The sequence below is a fragment of the Kribbella sp. NPDC056345 genome (genome assembly GCF_042262745.1).
Lineage (GTDB): Bacteria > Actinomycetota > Actinomycetes > Propionibacteriales > Kribbellaceae > Kribbella.
In genome coordinates this window covers 89,020-105,884 of record NZ_JBHJQQ010000019.1, presented here as the reverse complement: position 1 = coordinate 105,884, position 16,865 = coordinate 89,020, and the positions used below count along the sequence as shown (strand labels likewise).

Below are 16,865 nucleotides of genomic sequence, written 5' to 3'. Positions count from 1 at the left end.
CAGGCCGTGACGCCTACCGGCGGTCCTCGGTACCCAGGCCGGCGTTGCGAGCCTGGATGATCGCGGTGGCGCGGTCGGCGATGCCGAGTTTGGTGAAGATCGCGGAGACGTTGTTCGCGACAGTCTTGGAGGCGAGGTGCAGGCGGTCGGCGATCGCGGGGTTGGAGAGACCGGCCGCCAGGAGATCGAGGATCTCGCGTTCTCGGCTCGTGAGCTCGGGAAACGGTTCGGCCGCTGGGGCAGGAGCGGCGAAGAACCCGAGAACGCGGCGCGCGACGCCGGGTCCGAAGATCGCCTCTCCGGCGGCGACCGCGCGGATCGCGCGGGCGATCTCGTCCTGCTCCGCGCCTTTCACGAGGTAGCCGCGTGCTCCGGCGCGCATGGCCGCGAACACCGAGTCGTCGTCCTCGAACATCGTCAACACCAGTACGGCGACCTCGGGCGCCGACCGTGCCAGCTCACGGGTGGCCGCGAACCCGTCGAGATCAGGCATCTGCAGATCGAGTACGGCGACGTCCGGTCGGTTCGTGATCACCTCGCGAACCGCCTCTCGCCCGGTCGCCGCGACCCCGACCACCTCGATCCCGGGCAGCGACGTCAGCAACGCCGCCAACCCGGCCCGAACCACCGGATGGTCATCAGCCAACACAACCCGAATCACAGCGCAGCTCCCAAGAACGCGTTCTCTGCGGACGCGGCGACGATCGTGGATCGCGAGAACGCGCTCTCTGGAGACGCGGCGATGATCGTGAGTCCCGAGAACGCGCTCTCTGGAGACGCGGCGGAGATCGTTAGTCCCGAGAACGCGCTCTCTGGAGACGCGGTGGTGGTCATGGGGTGTCCAGGGGGAAGCGGGCGTGGACGCGGCCGCCGGTGGGGGTTGGGCCAGCTTCGAAGGCGCCGCCCAGTTCGGCGGCTCGCTCGCGCATGGCGTGCAGGCCGACGCCGGGGCGCCACGTGCCGTTGGGTGGGCCGTCGTCGGTCACCTCGACCTCCAGATCGTCGCCACAGCGCAACGCTAGTACGGCGGAAGTCGCGCGCGAGTGCCGGACCACGTTGGTGAGCGCTTCGGTGGCGATCCGGTACGCCGCGACTTCCAGCGCCGCGGGCAGTGCGGGCAACCCTTCCGCCGCGACCTCGACCTGGATCGACGCGCCGTCGGCCCGGAACGCGAGCTGATCCGCTCTCTGCTGCAGCGCGCCCACCAGCCCCAGCTCGTCCAACGCAGGCGGACGGAGGTCATCGACAAGACGCCGGACGTCGGCGATCGCCGTGCGCGTATCGGTCCGCAAGGTCGTGAGCAGATCACGAGCCTTACCGGTATCGGTGTCGATGAGGTTCGCGGCAGCGTCGGCGGTGAACGCTACTCCGGTGAGGGTGGGGCCGAGTCCGTCGTGCAGGTCTCGGCGGATCCTGCGTCGCTCTTCCTCGCGCGTCGCGACCAGCTTCTCGCGGGACGACTGCAGTTCGCTAGAGAGCCGGGTCGCGTGGACTGCGACGGCCAGCGGTACCGCGAGCAGTGCAAGCACATCGCGATCAGCGCTCGACAACGCGTTCTCGCCGGAGCGAAGTCCGATCGTCAGCTGGGCAACCGTCGTACCGCCGTACTCGAGATCCAGCGGTACGACGATCTGCGGCTCGGTGCCGTCGGCGGCGATGACGGTGCCGTCGACCGTGAGCGCGGTGTACGGGAAGCGGAGGCCGGAACGGATCGCGGCGACGACGCCGGGGAGTCCCGCGGACAGCTGTTCGCCGACCCGGGATGCGATCCGGGCGGGATCACGGCGATCTCCGTAGAGAGCGCGATCGACGAGTTGCTGGAGACGCGGCAGGATCGGGGCGATGATCAGCGCCACGAGAACGGTGATCGCTGCTGAACGGCCGACCCGCGACGGGATCAGTGAACCGAGGATGGCCGCGAGACCCGCATAAGAACCGATGGCCACGAGCGTCAGGAGTCCCCAGGTCAGCGCTCGGGACACGACCAGACGGATGTCGAGCAGCTGGTGCCGGACGATCGCGACCGCGACGGAGATCGGGATCAGCGGGATCGCGAGCAGCACCAAGATCGGCGTACCGGCGATCAGGCCCCAGGGCGTGATGAAGAGCAGTGCAATCACTGAGGCTAAAAGCAACCAGAGGAGCTGGCGGCGGCCGACCTCGTCGGCGCGGCGGAAACGGATCACCAGACAGCCGATAGCCAGCAGGAGCGCGATCAGGTTGCGGATCTCGGTGGCGGTCCACAGCGGCTGCAGGTCGGCGTACGAGGGGATCGCCAGAAACCCGTTCGGGAGACCGTTGGAGATCGGTTCGCCGCTGGCGCCCATCTCGATCACGAACAGCGGCGCGGTCACGATGACGCCGAGCGAGACCCAGCGCCAGCGTGGAGAGAGCGCTCTCCCATTCGGGAACAGGAGCAGAGCGAGCGGCAGGAACAGTCCGATCGACCACGGCCAGGCCAGGAGCGTGATGGTGACGACCAGGCGCTGAGCGGACCTCGGAGCACCGGCGTCGGCCAGCACCAGCGTCAGTGGGCCGCCGAGGGCGGTGGTCGCATGACCGATGCCGTCGGCAATGAACAGCCAGCCGATCGGATTGCTCGGGCGGTGCCACGCGATCACCGCGCCGCAGAGACCGAACGTGACTCCCATCAGGCCGTTCGTCACGACGAACCCGTCGAGCATCTCCTGCCAGCCCCAGCCGGCCCTCGCCGAGAACACCAGTCCGAGAGCGACCTCGAGAACGACCAGCGCACCCAGACCGCCGGCCAGACCACGCCGAGAACGCGCTCTCTCCGGACTCACGCGATCTCTCATACCGGCAGTGTGCCCCTGAGAGTGTCCCGGCGTCTCGGGATCACGATCCCGGACGGGCTGGGGAACTGCCCGAGAATGGGGGATCGCGCTCTCAGGTGCTCTCCGGCGGAACTCGCGACGGTGGTTCCAGACGAACTGGAAGGAGTTCTGAAATGTCTGGAATCTACAAAGCGGGCCTCGTGATCCTCGGCCTGGTCTCGGTGGCAGACCTGTCCACGCCGCTACTGAGCGACGGCGAGCACCCGCCGATGGCGGTCGCGATCGGTACCGCCGTGGTCGGCCTGATCAGCCTCGTACTGATCGCATTGGGCTGGCGGGGAAAGCGCTGGGTGCTGGCGCCGCTGATCGCGTTGCGGCTGGCATCGGCTCTGCTCGCGGTCCCGGCGTTCTTCGTGGCCGGCGTACCGGCAGCCGGAGTCGCAGCGGCCGGCGTCGGAGTCGCTGCGACGATCTTCGGAGTCATCGCGGTCCTGATGCCCGCACGCACCCCGGCGCGTGTGTGATGAGCCAGACGGTCGCAACAGCGCCGCGGGCGGACATCCGTACGGCGTCCCGGTGGTTCGCGGCGCTCATCCTGCCGATCGGTCCGGCCGCGGTCGCGTTGCTGCGGTACTTCCTGCCGTACGACACGGTCGATGATCCGGCGACGATCACCAGCAAGCTGATGGGCGATCCCGGCGGCACCTCGCTGATGCTTTGGCTGGGCTTCATTGCAATGCTCACCCTGGTACCCGGCGCCTACTTCGTCAGCCGGCTGATCCGGACCCGGGTGCCCTGGCTGACCGCGATCTCCCTGATCCTCGTCGTACCGGGCTATCTGGTGCTGCCGTGGATGGCGTCCGGTGACGCCTTCATCTGGTCGGCCGGACAGGCCGGGTTGGACGCAGCCTCGATCACGACGGCCGCCGAAATGCCGCATGGGTCGGTCAGTCTCGCCGCGGTCGTGTTCGTGGTGGGCCATGTACTGGGCACGATCCTGCTGGGGATCGCGCTCTGGCGTTCCCGGATGGTGCCGCGCTGGGCGGCGATCGCGACCGCGATCTCACAGCCGCTCCACATCGTCGCGGCAGTTGTCGTGGTCAGTCACACGCTGGATCTGGCCGCTTGGGGCCTGCAAGCAGCCGGGTTCGCCGCGGTGGGGTGGGCGATCCTGCGACTGCGCAACCACGACTGGGAACCGTTGCCCTAGAGAACGGATGTACCCACTGGCCGGCTCGCCCGGCGCCGGTCTCGAGCTGCTGAAGGGGGATAGCAGATGACCGAGATGCAGGCGCCGGGCGAGCTTGGGGCGAAATGCAGTCAGAGCCCCTGTTGCTTGAGGAAGGCAACGGTTCGGCTCATTGAGGTCGGCCAGGCCGGGCCGAACGCGTGTTCCTCGCCGGGGTACGTGTGCAGCGTTGCCTTCTTGCCGGCGGCGGTGAGCTCAGAGAGCGCTCTCCGGGACCAGACGATCGGGCAGGTCGAATCCGACTCGCCGTGATGGATCAGCACCGGTTCGGTGATCCGGTCGAAGAACGTCGCCGGAGAAACGTTTCTCCAGAACGCCGGGTTCTGGGCGGGCTCTCCGTACGCGCGCAGGATCGTGGCGGCGACCGCGCGGTTCGGGCGCGTCCAGCGGTTGAAGTTGTCGACGGTGTTGGTGCTGACCGATGCGAACACGACCGCGGCCTTCACCAGGCCGGGCTGGGTGACGAGCGTGTTGTACGTGATCCCGCCACCCATCGACCGGCCGAGCATTCCGATCCGGTCGGGATCGACGTACTCCGAGGTCTGTAGCGCGAGAACGGCGTTGATCACGTCCTCGGTGTAGCCGAGCCGCAGGTTGAGTTCGGAACGCGGATCGTCGGACGACTGCGCGTGATTGCGGTAATCGGTGTGCAGTACGACGTATCCGCGGCGGGCGAGGTAGTCCTGCTCGCGGGCGAGGCCGCGGCCGTTGGTGTAGACGGCGGGGTCGATGAAACCGTGGTTCAGGACGAGCGCGGGATGCGGGCCCGGGGTGCTCGGGACATTGAGGATCCCGGAGATCGTGAGAGCGCCGCTCGCATACGTCACGTGGTACCGGGTGTAGGCCGCGTTCCGGGCCAGGACACGGCCGAGGCGCAGGTCGCGGCCGTCGTACTTCTTCGCCATCAGTGCCGGGAGGGACACCGGGTGAGCGCTCTCTGGCGTTCTCGGCGGCGGTGTTGGACTCGGGGCAGGACTCGGCGTCGTACTGGCGGGCGGGGTCGATGGCCCGGCGGACGGCGCATTCCCGGTGCTGCCCGGGGTGGTCGGAGGGGTTGCCGCGTCTTTGCTGCTGCATCCGACAGCGGCTGCCATCACGAGCGCACCGAGTGTCGTCAACGCCGTCCGTCGCTCCATGCGCCCAGTCTGCCGTCCGGCATCGAAAACCGGTCGAAAGCGCTCGCAACGATGCGGGAGAGCGGTTGCTCGGCCGGCGCTGTGGCGACTCGGTGCGGGGCCGTGGCATTGACGAACGGGGTGAGCGGGAGGAGGGTCGAGGGGAAGCGGGCGAGGTCTGGGGGAAGGCCGGCCGCGCTGCCGGGGTGGGGATGCTCAGGGTTCGCGTTGCTCCCGGCAACGACCGGTCTCTGCGGTGCCGCGTCGTGGACGCGGGCCGCGTCGTGATCAGCGACCGGGCGGGGAGCACACATGAGCACCATCGAGAACATGAGAGAGCGCGTTCGCGGGCAGATCTTCACCGCCGGCGACGACGGGTACGACGACGCACGCCGCGTCTACAACGCGATGCACGACAAACGGCCGCAGGTCGTCGTGCGCTGCGAGAACGCCGGGGACGTGATGGCCGCGGTCGACTACGCGCGGACGAACGAGCTGGAGCTGGCGGTGCGTGGTGGGTCGCACAGCGTGCCGGGCTTCGGCACCGTCGACGGCGGAGTGGTGATCGACCTCAGCGGCCTGCGGAACGTCCGGGTGAACCCGATCAGCCGGACCGCACGAGCCGGTGGCGGAGCGACCTGGGGTGATTTCAACGCGGCCACACACGCATTCGGGCTGGCGACGACCGGCGGGATCATCTCGACCACGGGCGTCGGCGGCCTCACGCTCGGCGGCGGCATCGGGTACCTGGCCCGCGGTCTGGGCCTGTCCTGCGACAACCTGATCTCGGCTGACGTGGTCACCGCGGACGGGCAGTTCCTGATCGCGAGCGAGAAGGAGAACGAGGATCTCTTCTGGGCCCTGCGTGGTGGCGGCGGCAACTTCGGTGTGGTCACCGCACTGGAGTTCCGGCTGGCTCCGGTCTCCACCGTGTACGGCGGCCCGATGCTGTTCGAGATGGCGGACGCGGCCGCCGTACTGGCCGGATTCCGGGATCTGATCGCTGATGCGCCGGAAGAGCTGGGCGGATTCCCGGCATTCCAGCTCGCGCCGCCGCTGCCGTTCATTCCCGAGAACCGGCACGGAGATCCGTTCACGCTGATCGTGGCCTGCTGGGCGGGAGATCCTGACGCTGGAGAGAGCGCGATCTCGGGGTTCCGGGAGTTCGCGCCGGTGGTGGCCGAGCACGTCGGGCCGATGCCGTACCCGGCGCTGAACAGTGCGTTCGACGGGCTGGTCCCGGCCGGACTGCAGCACTACTGGAAGGCGAACTTCGCCACCGAGCTCACCGACGAGGCGATCCAGGCTCACCTGCGGCATGCGGCCGGCCTGCCGGCGGTCAACTCGACCGTGCACATCTACCCGATCGATGGTGCGTGTCATCGGGTGACCGCGGATGCCACGGCGTTCGCCTATCGCGACGCCAAGTTCGCCACGGTGATCGCGGGCATGTGGCCGGACCCGGCGCAGAACGCGGCCGGTACCGAATGGGTGCGGTCGTACTACGACGACATCGCGCAGCACTCCGAAGCCGGTGGCTACGTCAACTTCATGGCCGGCGACGACCAGGAGCGGATCCGCGACAACTACAAGGGGAACTACGACCGCCTGGTCGAGGTGAAGCGCAAGTACGACCCGGGCAATCTCTTCCACCTCAACCAGAACATCGTTCCCTAGACACAGCGACTCAGGAGACACAGCACTGCGGCCCGGTACGACGTACCGGGCCGCGCAGGTGATGTCAGGCTTTCGGGGCGAGCTTGTGAACGACGATGCCGGACTTGAAGGTCGTCGTGTCGAGCAGTTCGAGGTGGTGGATGTCCAGGCCCTGTCCCTGGAACATCGTTTCGCCGTCGGCCAGCACAGGGAAGACCCAGAAGTGGTACTCGTCGACCAGCTTGTTGTCCAGCAGCGTCTTGGACAGCGATCCGGTACCGAACTTGAGCAGGTTCCCGCCGTCCTGCTGCTTGAGCTCGCGGATCGCCTCGACGGTGTCACCCTGCAGCAGGGTGGCGTTCCAGGTCGTCTCGGTGAGGGTGCGGCTGGCGACGTACTTCGGGATGTTGTTGAAGGTGTCCGCCATCTCTCCACTGCGTGACGACCAGGCCTCGGCGAACCCCTCGTAGGTGCGCCGGCCGAGCAGCAGCGCCTCGGTCTCGGCCAGCAGGGCGCCGGAGTAGCCGAAGTGGTCCTCGTCCCAGTAGGGGCCGGAGTAGTCCTGCGGGTCGCTGATGACGCCGTTCAGGGTGACGAAGGTGGACTCGATGAGCTTACGCATGATGGTGCCTCTCTCTACGGTTGGTAGGGACGCTTGGTGCGGGCGTCCCGGAGTGCTTGGGCCCACCAGACGAGCTGGTCGAGCATGAGTTTGGCCTGGGCTTCGTAGCCCGCCGACGGACGTGGCCAGTCCCCGTCGGCGGTGAACTGCTCCCAGTAGCAGGGCAGTGTGACTGTGTTGCGGATGGTGACGGCCTGCAGCTCGGTGAACACCTGCCGCAGTTGGGCGGTGGCCAGCAGGCCCCCGCTCTCCCGGCCGTAGCTGACGATCGCGACCGGCTTGGCGTGCCACTCCTCGTAGTACCAGTCCAGTGCGGTCTTCAGAGGAGCCGGATAGCCGCTGTTGAGCTCCGGAGTGACCACTGCGAACGCTTCTGCCGCTGCGAGCCTCGGAGCCAGTACGGCGACCTCCGCGGGCGTCGGGTCGTCAGTATCCAGCAGTGTGGTCGGCAGGTCGGCGGCTGCGAGGTCGATCAGGTCGACCGTGAACTGCTTCGCTGCCTGTTCCGCCAGCCAGTGCGCGAGGGTCGGTCCGAAGCGCCCGTGGCGAGTGCTGCCGATGATGACTGCCAGTCGCATTTCCTGCCTCCTTCCTGTTGACCCAAACTCTGCCGGAAGGCGTTTACGGTTTCTTTCCGGTCGGAGCGGTGACCACCGGAAAGATAGGGTGCGGCCATGCGTTTCGGGGTGCTGGGACCGGTGACGGCCTGGACTGACGCGGGGGAGCCCGTGGTCATCCAAGGCCTGAAGGTTCGTGCGCTCCTGGCCGACCTGCTCGTACATGAGGGCCGTCCGGTCCCCGCGGACCGCCTGATCGATGACCTTTGGGACTCGCAGCTGCCCGGCAATCCTGCAGGGACCCTGTCCGCCAAGGTCTCTCAGCTGCGCCGTGCTTTCGAGGATGCCGAGCCGGGTAGTCGCGCCCTGGTCCAGTCGGGGCCGGCCGGCTACTCCATTGCGGTCGACAAGTCGTCGTACGACGCACTGGCGTTTGCGGACCGGGTGGAGGCCGGGGCGCTGAGCGAGGCGCTCGCGCTGTGGCGGGGACCGGCGTACGCGGACTTTGCGGACGAGGCCTTCGTCGAGACGGCAGTGGCTCGGCTGACCGAGCAGCGGCTGACTGTGCTGGAGCGGGCAGACGTGCCGGTCAGTGAGCTGACAACGCTGGTCGCTGAGCACCCGCTGCGCGAGGGCCTCCGGGCGGCGCACATGCGTGCTCTGTACCGCGCTGGTCGGCAGAGCGAGGCGCTGGAGAGTTTCGAGGAATTACGGCAGCTCCTGCTCGATGAGCTCGGTCTGGACCCGAGTCCGCCGCTGGTAGCGCTGCAGCAGTCGATTCTGGCCCAGGCGTTGCCACAGGCTCGCAGCAATCTGCCGGCCCAGCTGTCGGAGCTGATCGGCCGCTCAGATGCGCTGGATGCGATCAGCAGCAGTCTGAGCACGTCCCGGCTCGTCACGCTGACCGGACCGGGTGGAGTCGGGAAGACACGGCTGGCGTTGGCGACCGCAGCCTCAGTGGCTGACCGGTTCGCGGACGGCGTGGTCCTTGTCGAACTGGCCGCAGTGACGCCGGACGCGATCTCGGTGCGTGACTCGCTGACTGACGCATTGCACGCTGCCCTGGACCTGCGCGACAGCGCTGGATCAGCTGCAGCGACCGTCGAGCGCCTGGCATCAGTGCTGGGCTCACGGCTGCTGGTGCTCGACAACTGCGAGCAGGTGATTGCTGAGGTCGCCGACCTGGCGGACGACCTGCTGGCGGCCGCACCGGGTCTAAGAATGCTGGCTACGAGCCGGGAGCCACTCAACTTGGCCGGTGAGGTGGTGTGGGCGGTACCGCCACTAGACGTGCCCGCCGCCGCGTCAGATCCAGGTGCAGTGGCGGATTGCAGCGCCGTACAGCTGTTCGTCGCTCGTGCGTCTGCTGCGGCTCGTGACTTCGCACTGACCGCTGACAACGCTGCGGACGTTGCAGTGCTGTGCCGGCGACTGGACGGCATTCCGTTCGCGCTGGAACTCGCGGCGACCCGAGTGCGTGCACTGGGCGTCCGTGGGCTGGTAGCTCGCCTAGATGACCGCTTCCGCCTACTGGCGACCGGGCACCGCGGTGCTGCGCCACGACAGCAGACCCTGCTCGCGATGATCGACTGGAGCTGGGAGCTGCTCAGCTCCGACGAGCAGGTCGTGCTGCGACGGCTCGCCGTACATGCGGATGGCTGTACGGCGGAGGCCGCGTCAGCCGTGTGTGATGACGACGTGCTGGAGGTGCTGGTTCGACTTGTCGACAGGTCGCTTGTTGTTCCGGTGCACGGTGCGGACGGCCCGCGGTACCGGTTGCTGGAGTCGGTGGCGGCGTACTGCACGGACAAGCTCATTGCTGCCGACGAGTTGGAGTCTGTGCGGCAGCGACACCTGGAGTACTACGTGCGGCTCGCCGAGTCCGCCCAGCTGTTCGGTGAAGGCCAGGCCCACTGGCTGCGTGCTCTGGACGAGGACGCGTCCAATCTGCGGACGGCGTTCGATCGTGCGATAGCAACTGGGCAGTCCGGTCTGGCTGAACGGCTAGTCGATGCAATGGCGTGGTACTGGTTCCTGCGCGGGCGCCTGGCAGAGGCAGTGCGGTCTTTGAACGCCCTGCCTGATTCGGAACGCGCAGGTGCCTGGCGCACAGGCTTCCTGTACATGCAGGCGGATAGTGGGGCCGCTGCCGAGCGCGAGCGATGGCTGCCGACTGCAGACGCCCGCGGGCAGTGGTGGATCGCGTTCACGAGTAGTGATGTCGGCGAGCTCCAGACCGGCCAGGTGCTCTTGGATCGGTCGCTGAAGACGTTTGAGGCGGACGGAGACACCTGGGGTATCGCTGCAGTGCTGGTGGAGCGTGCGAAGCACGCGCACGTCCGCTCCGACGTGCATGCGTTGCGCGCGGACGCAGAGAAGGGCCTCCGGCTGTTCCAGTCGCTAGGCGACCGTTGGGGCATGCTGCAGGCGACGAGTTGGCTTGGTGCGGCCGCTGAGCTGGCTGGCGATTTTGACGAGGCTGCGCGGCTACATGGTGAGTGCGCGCAGATCGCGGAGGAGCTGGAGCTTTGGCCTGAGGTGGCCGGTGCGCTGGGGATGTTGGGCTGGACTGCCGTCAGACAGGGCGAGTACTCGGCCGCGCGAGCACATGGTGAGCGTGCGCTCCGACTGGCGACTGAGCAGGGCCAGCGGGCGCTCCAAGCGCTGGCAGAGATCGTGCTGGCGTTCGCCGCCCGACGTACAGGCGATCTGGACGACGCTGAGCGCCGGCTGCGGTTGCTGCTGGACGCGGCGCGGTCGCAGAGCGAGGCGGTGCTCTACCTGTCCATGGTGCTGGACGAGCTCGGCTTCGTGCTCGAGCTCAAGGGGGACCTGGCTGCGGCGCTGAAGCTCCACGCCGAGGCGTTCGAGGTAGCGGCCGGGTACGACGCCGTCCGCAGCCTGTGCTGGGCGCTGGAGGGCATGGCCTCCTGCCTGCCGGACAAGAGCCTCGCGGCCCAGCTCCTCGGCGCAGCAGCCGCGACTCGGGCGCGCGAACAGCATTTGAGCGCTGCGACCGAGGTGGACGATCTGGCGCGCGCTGTCGAGGCGGTGCGCGGCGCGCTCGGCCCGGACGCCTACGAGCGGGCGTACGTGCAGGGCGGTCTGCTGACCCCACAGGAGGCGTTCGATCTGCTCCAGGATGTTCTGTAGTTGAGATTATTTGCTGTACTGAGTACTTTTGAGCCATGGACTACGGCCACGATCTGGTCTTCGGAACCTTCCTGACCCCGGCGATCGACGATCCGGCGCGCGTGATCGCGCTGGCACAACTGACCGAGCAGGTCGGGCTGGACCTGGTGACCTTCCAGGACCACCCGTACCAGCCACGCCTGATGGACGCCTGGACGCTGCTGTCTGTCGTCGCAGCGCAGACCCAGCGCGTCAAAGTCGCGACGAACGTCGCCAACCTGCCCCTGCGGCATCCGGTCGTGCTGGCACGCAGTGTGGCCACCCTTGACCAGATCAGCGGCGGACGTGTCGAGCTGGGCCTCGGAGCGGGTGGATTCCTGGAGGCTGTTGCGGCCAACGCCGGACCACGCCTCACAACCGGTCAGAGCATCAGTGCGCTCGAAGAGGCCATCGCGATCATCCGGGAGGTCTGGACGCCGACTGGTGGCGGCATCAGGCTTCCCGGCAAGCACTACACCGTTTCCGGCGCAAAGCGCGGTCCGCAGCCGGCCCACGACGTACAGATCTGGCTGGGTGCCTACAAGCCGCGCATGCTGGCCGTCACCGGCCGCCTTGCGGATGGCTGGCTGCCCAGCAGTGGGTACGCCGGACCCGACCAGCTCGCTGCGATGAACAAGCTGATCGACGAGGCGGCTGTCGACGCAGGACGTGATCCAGCATCGGTGCGGCGGTTGTACAACGTGTCGGGGCGGTTCTCGGGCAGTGGTGGGTTCCTGGAGGGACCGGAGGAGCTGTGGATCGAGCAGCTCACCGAGCTGACCCTCGGCGAGGGCATGAGCACCTACATCCTGGCTTCTGACGACCCGACCGACATTCGCCGCTTCGCTGAGGTGGCGGTCGGAGTCCGAGAGGCCGTGGAGGCCGCCCGGACCGGGGCTGTGGTTCCGGCGGAGGTGGTTCCGCAGTCCGGCGGGTTCGCCGTCGTACCGACTCCGCCGCCTGCTGTACGACGAAGCGCCGTACAAGTACTCGACGAGTCGGAGCGACCCACGGGGCCGGCGCTTGATCCCGAGCGGGCGTACACGCCGTACCAGCTGTCGTCGGGGCAGCACCTGATCGACGTACACGATCATCTGCGCGCGGAGCTTGAGCAGATTCACGATCTGGTTGAGCAGGTGGCGGCTGGTTCGCTCGGCATCGGCCAGGCGCGCTCACACATCAACACGATGACCATGCGGCAGAACAACTGGACGCTCGGCACGTACTGCGAGTCCTACTGCCGGCTCGTCACTACACACCACTCGCTCGAGGACGCGTCGCTGTTCCCGCAGCTACGTCGGGCCGACCCGGCGCTGGTCCCAGTCGTGGACCGGCTGCAGGAGGAGCACCTGATCATCCACGACGTCCTAGAGGGCGTGGACAAGGCTCTGGTCGCACTGGTGGATGGCTCCGGCGACATCGACGGACTGCGCGCAGCGGTCGACCTGCTGGACGACACGCTGCTGTCGCACCTGTCCTACGAAGAGCGCGAGCTGGTCGAGCCGCTGGCCCGGCTCGGCGTGATGTAGCGGACTACTTCGCCTCGCCCAGCACTGAAGCGAGGATGTCGAGCAGACGCAGTACGGGAGCCTCACCGAGCAGCCGGGCCGCCGACGTGGGCGGCTCGGCGTTCAGACGGACCTGCAGGAGTTTGAAGTCGCGCACGTTCGCCGGATTCACCAGATCGGCGTGCATAGCGCCCAGCAGCTCCGCACCGGCGGATGCGTTCGTGTAGGTCATCCGGATGAAGCTGTCGCTGACAGGGAAGAGAAACGGCCGCTTCAGGTGCAGCAGCTTCGACTTCTTGGCCTGCCCGAAGCCCCGGTGCCCGGAGAACTTCTCGTCGAGCGCCATCGCAGCCTCGAACAGCTCACTCCCCGGCGCGGCGTCCTCCAGCCGCGCATCGACCGGCACCGCCGCGAACTCCTTGTCCGCATCCACCTCGAGCAGCCACGGGATGTCCAGCGCCCGCAGGTCGGAGCCGATCACCATCGTCCGCGCCAGGTCCTCCAGCGTCACCCGGCTCGGGTCGCTGCCACCGACATTCGTCATCCCCGGCAGGCCGTCGTAGTAGCGCAGTACGGCGCCGTTGCTCTCGGCATAGATCCGAAGCTGGGCGATCGCCTCGTCGACGACGATCTTCCGAGTACCGATGTTCATGGCCACACCCTCACACTCTTGGTGGCAGACCCGCCAGCAGGCGGACCATCATTCCTCACCGCGTTTCCGCAGATCGTAGGCGACCCCACGCTCACCCACACGCCTGGGTCACTTCCCGTTATCCACAACCTGTAACCATCCGTCCCGAATCCCCCGAATCGCCATAAACTCTCCGTAACAGGCCAACTACCGAACGGAGGCGAACGTGAGCACAGCCCGGCGACTGCTCGCCAGGGGTGAAGTGGACTACGGGCATGTCGACGCGATGATGCTGGAGGACGGCGTGTATGCGCTGGCGGGTGATTGGGGTTCGATGAGGATCCGTGCGGCGTCGGCTCGCGTGACGATCGACGGCTGAGGTAGGGAGTCAATGGCGAACCACGGAGAGGGTCTGCTTGCGGGGGTGGATCTGCCGGACAGCTTTGTCTATCCGAGGGCATTCCTGCGGGTGGTGGGGTTGGGGCTGGTTGATCTGGAGCCCTGGCAGGTTATGAGCGGAGAGCGGCTGTACCAGCGGTACCGGGGATTGGCGAAGCGGTATCCGGGGCGGGTGCTGGTTCCGCTTGCGGCGCGTCAGGACAACGACGACGTCGCTTGTTGGACCGTGGGGTCTCCGGAGGTTTTGCTCATTCACGATTTCGCCAGTGCGGGGTATGAGCTGATGGAGACGTTGCCTTCGTTCTACGACTGGTTGCGGCGGGCGGTCGAGGACCTTATCGAGTTCGAGCCGGAGGAGTGACGGTGGTATTGCCGATGTGGGCGGGCATCGAATGGGATCTACCGTGACGGCCTAGGAGGCGGGGCATATCGACACGATGCCCTGGAGAACGGCGCGCTGGCCGGCGACTGGGGTTCGATGGCCGATCGTGCCGGCGCTGCGCGAATGGTGCTGGGCGGTGGCTGAGCCGATGGTGTCGGACGGCGGCCAGGGCCTGTCCGCGGAGCCGCAAACCTGTTGCCTCTGCGAGGGGGATCGATGAGGCTGCTCGGCATGCTGACAGATGCCGAGGTCGCGTCGTTCATGCGGGATGGTTTCGTCGTTGTTCGGGGTGCTGTGCCGCGTTCGGTGGCGGATGCCTGTGTGGATGTTGTCTGGGCGGAGTTGGAAGGGCGTGGCATCAGGAGAGCTGATGCTGGGTCCTGGAAGACACCTGTGGAGCGGATCGGCTGTCCCGAGGACGGCGGCAACGGAGGTCCGTTTGCCGAGGCAGGTACGGCCGACGTCCTGTGGGAGGCCTACGACCTGTTGATCGGCCCGGGGAAATGGTGGAAGCGTCACGGGATGGGTGGCACGATTCCCGTTCGGTTCCCGCATCCTGCTGATCCGGGGGACGCAGGCTGGCACATCGAGGCCAGCTACTGGGACGGCACCGATTGGCGGGCGAATATCCGGAGCCGTGAACGCGGTCTGCTTTCGCTCTTTCTCCTGACCGATGTGGGCCCCGACGATGCTCCGACCCGAATCCGGGTCGGCTCGCACGCGGACGCCGCGCGGGTCCTGGCTCCAGCAGGCGATGGCGGGCTCACCATGGCCGAGTCGGGTCCGCCGATCGTCGAGGCAAGCGCGGACCGGCGGGTTATCGAGGCCACGGGCTCTGCCGGGGATGTCTATCTGTGCCACCCGTTCCTCGTCCACGCCGCCTCGTGGCCGCACCGCGGTATCAGCCCACGCATCATCACCCAGCCAGGAGTCGCGCTCTTGGAACCCTTCACCCTGACAGACCCAGCCGCCGCGCACCCCGTGGAAGCCGCCATCCTCGCTGCAATCTCCGGATAGCCAGAGCTCAGGCAGTTCGAGTCGGCGGGTGAGTTCGGTTGCGCCGACGTGGGTGGTTAGAGCCGGCGGCAGTAGATAGGGCCGTTCTTGGGGAGGACAGCCCGGGCTTCCCTTGGTCCAGGTCATGTGGGAGAGGCCGAAGGGCTGGCTGCATTTGTAAATGGGTTGAGGTGGGTGGGGTGGTTCGGATGATGGGGGTATGACTACGACCTTTGGGGTGTTGCTGACGAGACTGGTTGCTGATGTGGCGGCTGGGGTTCAGCAGCAGGGTGGTCGTTGCCGGAGGTCTTGCCGCTTCCGGTCGTGATGGAGGTGGTGGTCGCCGGGGTGCTGGCTGGGTACGGGATTGCTGTGCCGGTTGGGCCTGTGGGGACCTATCTCGTGGGGTTAAGTGCGCGGAGCTCGGGGCGTGTTGCGGTGTGTGCGGCCTTGGGGATCGCCTCGGCGGACGGAATTTACGCGCTGGTGGCTGCGGTCGCGGGGGCGGCGCTTGCGCCAGTGCTGGTTCCGGTCGTGGTGCCGTTGCGGTGGGTTTCCGTGGGGGTGCTGATCGGGCTGGCGGTGCTGGGGGTAGTCACTGGGGTACGGCGGTATCGGGCGCGCAGGTTGACCGGGATGACTCGGGAAGCGCCGGTGCGCGGGAGTACGGCGTACTTCGGGATGCTCGGGATGACGCTGCTCAGTCCGATGACGGTGATCTACTTCGCGGCGTTGGTACTAGGCAGCTCGGGAACCGGGTCGGCCCCGGTGTTCGTGGCGGCTGCGTTTCTGGCGTCGGCGAGCTGGCAACTGCTGCTCGCCGGTGGCGGCGTGCTGCTGGGACGCGTGCTGACTGGGAATCTTGGGCGACTCGTGACTGCGCTCGCGTCGAGTGTGGTGATCGTGGTGCTGGCGGTTCGCTTGGTGGTTTAGGCGATCGCCTGGGTGATCTCGGCCAACTCCGTTGCCCTTGGCCTGTAATCGAAGGTCAGATCGGACCATCGAGCTTGGTCGCACCAGTCGATGACCTCTTGGGCGTCGGGGCGGTCGGCGGGGTCCTTGGCCAGCATGCGCAGCAGTTGGCGGCTGACCCCGGCGTCCATTCCTGAGGGCACGATCGGTACGCCGCTCACGTGGCACCGGAGCACTCCGGTCGGGGTGTCGGCCAGGAAGGGCGGGGCGCCGGTGAGTAGCTGGTAGAGGACGCAGCCGAGTGAGTAGATGTCGGCGGCCGGGCCGGCGGGATCCGCGCGGGCGCGTTCGGGAGCGACGTAGAAGCTGGTCCCGAGAAGATGGTCGTGGGTCTCCCGGTCGTCGGTCGTGTCGTCGAGGAAGCGGGCGATGCCGAAGTCGGCGATCTTGACGGTGCCGTCGTCGCCGAGCAGCAGATTGGCCGGTTTGATGTCTCGATGGACGACGCCTTCGTGGTGGGCGGCGAGCAGGCCGTCGGCCGTTTGCGCGACGATCCGCACGACGGCCGGTAGCGGGAGTGGGCTGTGGCGACGCAGCTCGCCCGCGACCGTCGTCCCGTGGACGAACTCCATCACCAGATAGTGCGAATCGTCGTACGAGCCGAAGTCGTGGACGTCGACCACATGTGGATTGTTGATCACCGCACCGGCTTGGGCCTCGCGCCGTAACCGCGCACCTGCCTGGTGGTCCGCGAGGAGCTTGATCGCCACCGGCCGCATCAGCACGGTGTCCCGCGCGCGCCAGACCTCACCCATGCCACCGCGCCCGACGACCGCCTCCAGCTCGTACCTGTCCGCGATGCGCATGGGCTG

16 protein-coding genes are annotated in these 16,865 nt (G+C 67.5%); 9 read left to right on the top strand and 7 right to left on the bottom strand.

From position 1 onward, the window contains the following. Positions 1–13 precede the first annotated feature (13 nt). Together ACFCV3_RS39125 and ACFCV3_RS39120 are read right to left on the bottom strand one after the other, a co-directional pair. Positions 14–661, bottom strand: a complete 648-nt coding sequence (locus ACFCV3_RS39125; RefSeq protein ID WP_376039562.1) for a response regulator — start codon at positions 659–661, stop codon at positions 14–16. A 169-nt stretch (positions 662–830) separates the two neighbouring features. After that, positions 831–2,816 (bottom strand): histidine kinase, encoded by a 1,986-nt coding sequence (locus ACFCV3_RS39120; protein WP_376039560.1) that lies wholly within the window; start codon positions 2,814–2,816, stop codon positions 831–833. Between the two features lie 152 nt (positions 2,817–2,968). Between ACFCV3_RS39120 and ACFCV3_RS39115 the strand changes: the two genes are divergently transcribed. Together ACFCV3_RS39115 and ACFCV3_RS39110 are read left to right on the top strand one after the other, a co-directional pair. Continuing rightward, positions 2,969–3,319 (top strand): hypothetical protein, encoded by a 351-nt coding sequence (locus ACFCV3_RS39115; protein ID WP_376039557.1) that lies wholly within the window; start codon positions 2,969–2,971, stop codon positions 3,317–3,319. Continuing rightward, positions 3,319–4,005: a hypothetical protein gene (locus tag ACFCV3_RS39110; RefSeq protein ID WP_376039555.1), complete on the top strand. Its 687-nt coding sequence runs from the start codon at positions 3,319–3,321 to the stop codon at positions 4,003–4,005. Before ACFCV3_RS39115 ends, ACFCV3_RS39110 begins: the two co-directional genes overlap by 1 nt. Positions 4,006–4,115: 110 nt before the next feature. Here the strand turns inward: ACFCV3_RS39110 and ACFCV3_RS39105 are convergent, their stop codons facing one another. After that, positions 4,116–5,180 (bottom strand): alpha/beta hydrolase family protein, encoded by a 1,065-nt coding sequence (locus ACFCV3_RS39105; protein ID WP_376039552.1) that lies wholly within the window; start codon positions 5,178–5,180, stop codon positions 4,116–4,118. A 291-nt stretch (positions 5,181–5,471) separates the two neighbouring features. Between ACFCV3_RS39105 and ACFCV3_RS39100 the strand changes: the two genes are divergently transcribed. Further along, positions 5,472–6,836: an FAD-binding oxidoreductase gene (locus ACFCV3_RS39100; RefSeq protein ID WP_376039550.1), complete on the top strand. Its 1,365-nt coding sequence runs from the start codon at positions 5,472–5,474 to the stop codon at positions 6,834–6,836. Between the two features lie 64 nt (positions 6,837–6,900). On the opposite strand, the gene ACFCV3_RS39095 is transcribed toward ACFCV3_RS39100, so the two are convergent. Together ACFCV3_RS39095 and ACFCV3_RS39090 are read right to left on the bottom strand one after the other, a co-directional pair. Next, positions 6,901–7,437, bottom strand: a complete 537-nt coding sequence (locus tag ACFCV3_RS39095) for a dihydrofolate reductase family protein (protein WP_376039547.1) — start codon at positions 7,435–7,437, stop codon at positions 6,901–6,903. A 14-nt stretch (positions 7,438–7,451) separates the two neighbouring features. After that, on the bottom strand, positions 7,452–8,015 hold the full coding sequence (locus ACFCV3_RS39090; RefSeq protein ID WP_376039546.1) for an NADPH-dependent FMN reductase: 564 nt from the start codon (positions 8,013–8,015) through the stop codon (positions 7,452–7,454). Between the two features lie 96 nt (positions 8,016–8,111). On the opposite strand from ACFCV3_RS39090, the gene ACFCV3_RS39085 reads away from it, so the two are divergent. Together ACFCV3_RS39085 and ACFCV3_RS39080 are read left to right on the top strand one after the other, a co-directional pair. Beyond that, positions 8,112–11,147, top strand: a complete 3,036-nt coding sequence (locus ACFCV3_RS39085) for a BTAD domain-containing putative transcriptional regulator (protein ID WP_376039544.1) — start codon at positions 8,112–8,114, stop codon at positions 11,145–11,147. 35 nt (positions 11,148–11,182) lie between these two features. Next, on the top strand, positions 11,183–12,694 hold the full coding sequence (locus tag ACFCV3_RS39080) for an LLM class flavin-dependent oxidoreductase (protein ID WP_376039542.1): 1,512 nt from the start codon (positions 11,183–11,185) through the stop codon (positions 12,692–12,694). A 4-nt stretch (positions 12,695–12,698) separates the two neighbouring features. Here the strand turns inward: ACFCV3_RS39080 and ACFCV3_RS39075 are convergent, their stop codons facing one another. Next, positions 12,699–13,325: a DUF6308 family protein gene (locus ACFCV3_RS39075; RefSeq protein WP_376039540.1), complete on the bottom strand. Its 627-nt coding sequence runs from the start codon at positions 13,323–13,325 to the stop codon at positions 12,699–12,701. Positions 13,326–13,530: 205 nt separating this feature from the next. On the opposite strand from ACFCV3_RS39075, the gene ACFCV3_RS39070 reads away from it, so the two are divergent. The 4 genes from ACFCV3_RS39070 (at position 13,531) to ACFCV3_RS39055 (ending at position 16,014) form a co-directional block, all read left to right on the top strand. Then, on the top strand, positions 13,531–13,683 hold the full coding sequence (locus ACFCV3_RS39070; protein ID WP_376039538.1) for a hypothetical protein: 153 nt from the start codon (positions 13,531–13,533) through the stop codon (positions 13,681–13,683). A gap of 45 nt (positions 13,684–13,728) precedes the next feature. Further along, the gene (locus ACFCV3_RS39065) at positions 13,729–14,064 is read left to right on the top strand and encodes a hypothetical protein (protein WP_376039536.1); all 336 of its coding nucleotides are present in this window, start codon (positions 13,729–13,731) and stop codon (positions 14,062–14,064) included. 237 nt (positions 14,065–14,301) lie between these two features. Beyond that, positions 14,302–15,102 carry a phytanoyl-CoA dioxygenase family protein gene (locus ACFCV3_RS39060; RefSeq protein WP_376039533.1) on the top strand — a complete coding sequence of 267 codons (801 nt, stop codon included), beginning with the start codon at positions 14,302–14,304 and terminating at the stop codon, positions 15,100–15,102. Between the two features lie 276 nt (positions 15,103–15,378). Next, positions 15,379–16,014 (top strand): lysine transporter LysE, encoded by a 636-nt coding sequence (locus ACFCV3_RS39055; protein ID WP_376039531.1) that lies wholly within the window; start codon positions 15,379–15,381, stop codon positions 16,012–16,014. Here the strand turns inward: ACFCV3_RS39055 and ACFCV3_RS39050 are convergent. Further along, entirely contained in the window at positions 16,011–16,859 is an 849-nt protein-coding gene (locus ACFCV3_RS39050) for a serine/threonine-protein kinase (RefSeq protein ID WP_376039530.1), read from the bottom strand. The two genes, ACFCV3_RS39055 and ACFCV3_RS39050, sit on opposite strands and share 4 nt — an antisense overlap. Positions 16,860–16,865 lie beyond the last annotated feature (6 nt).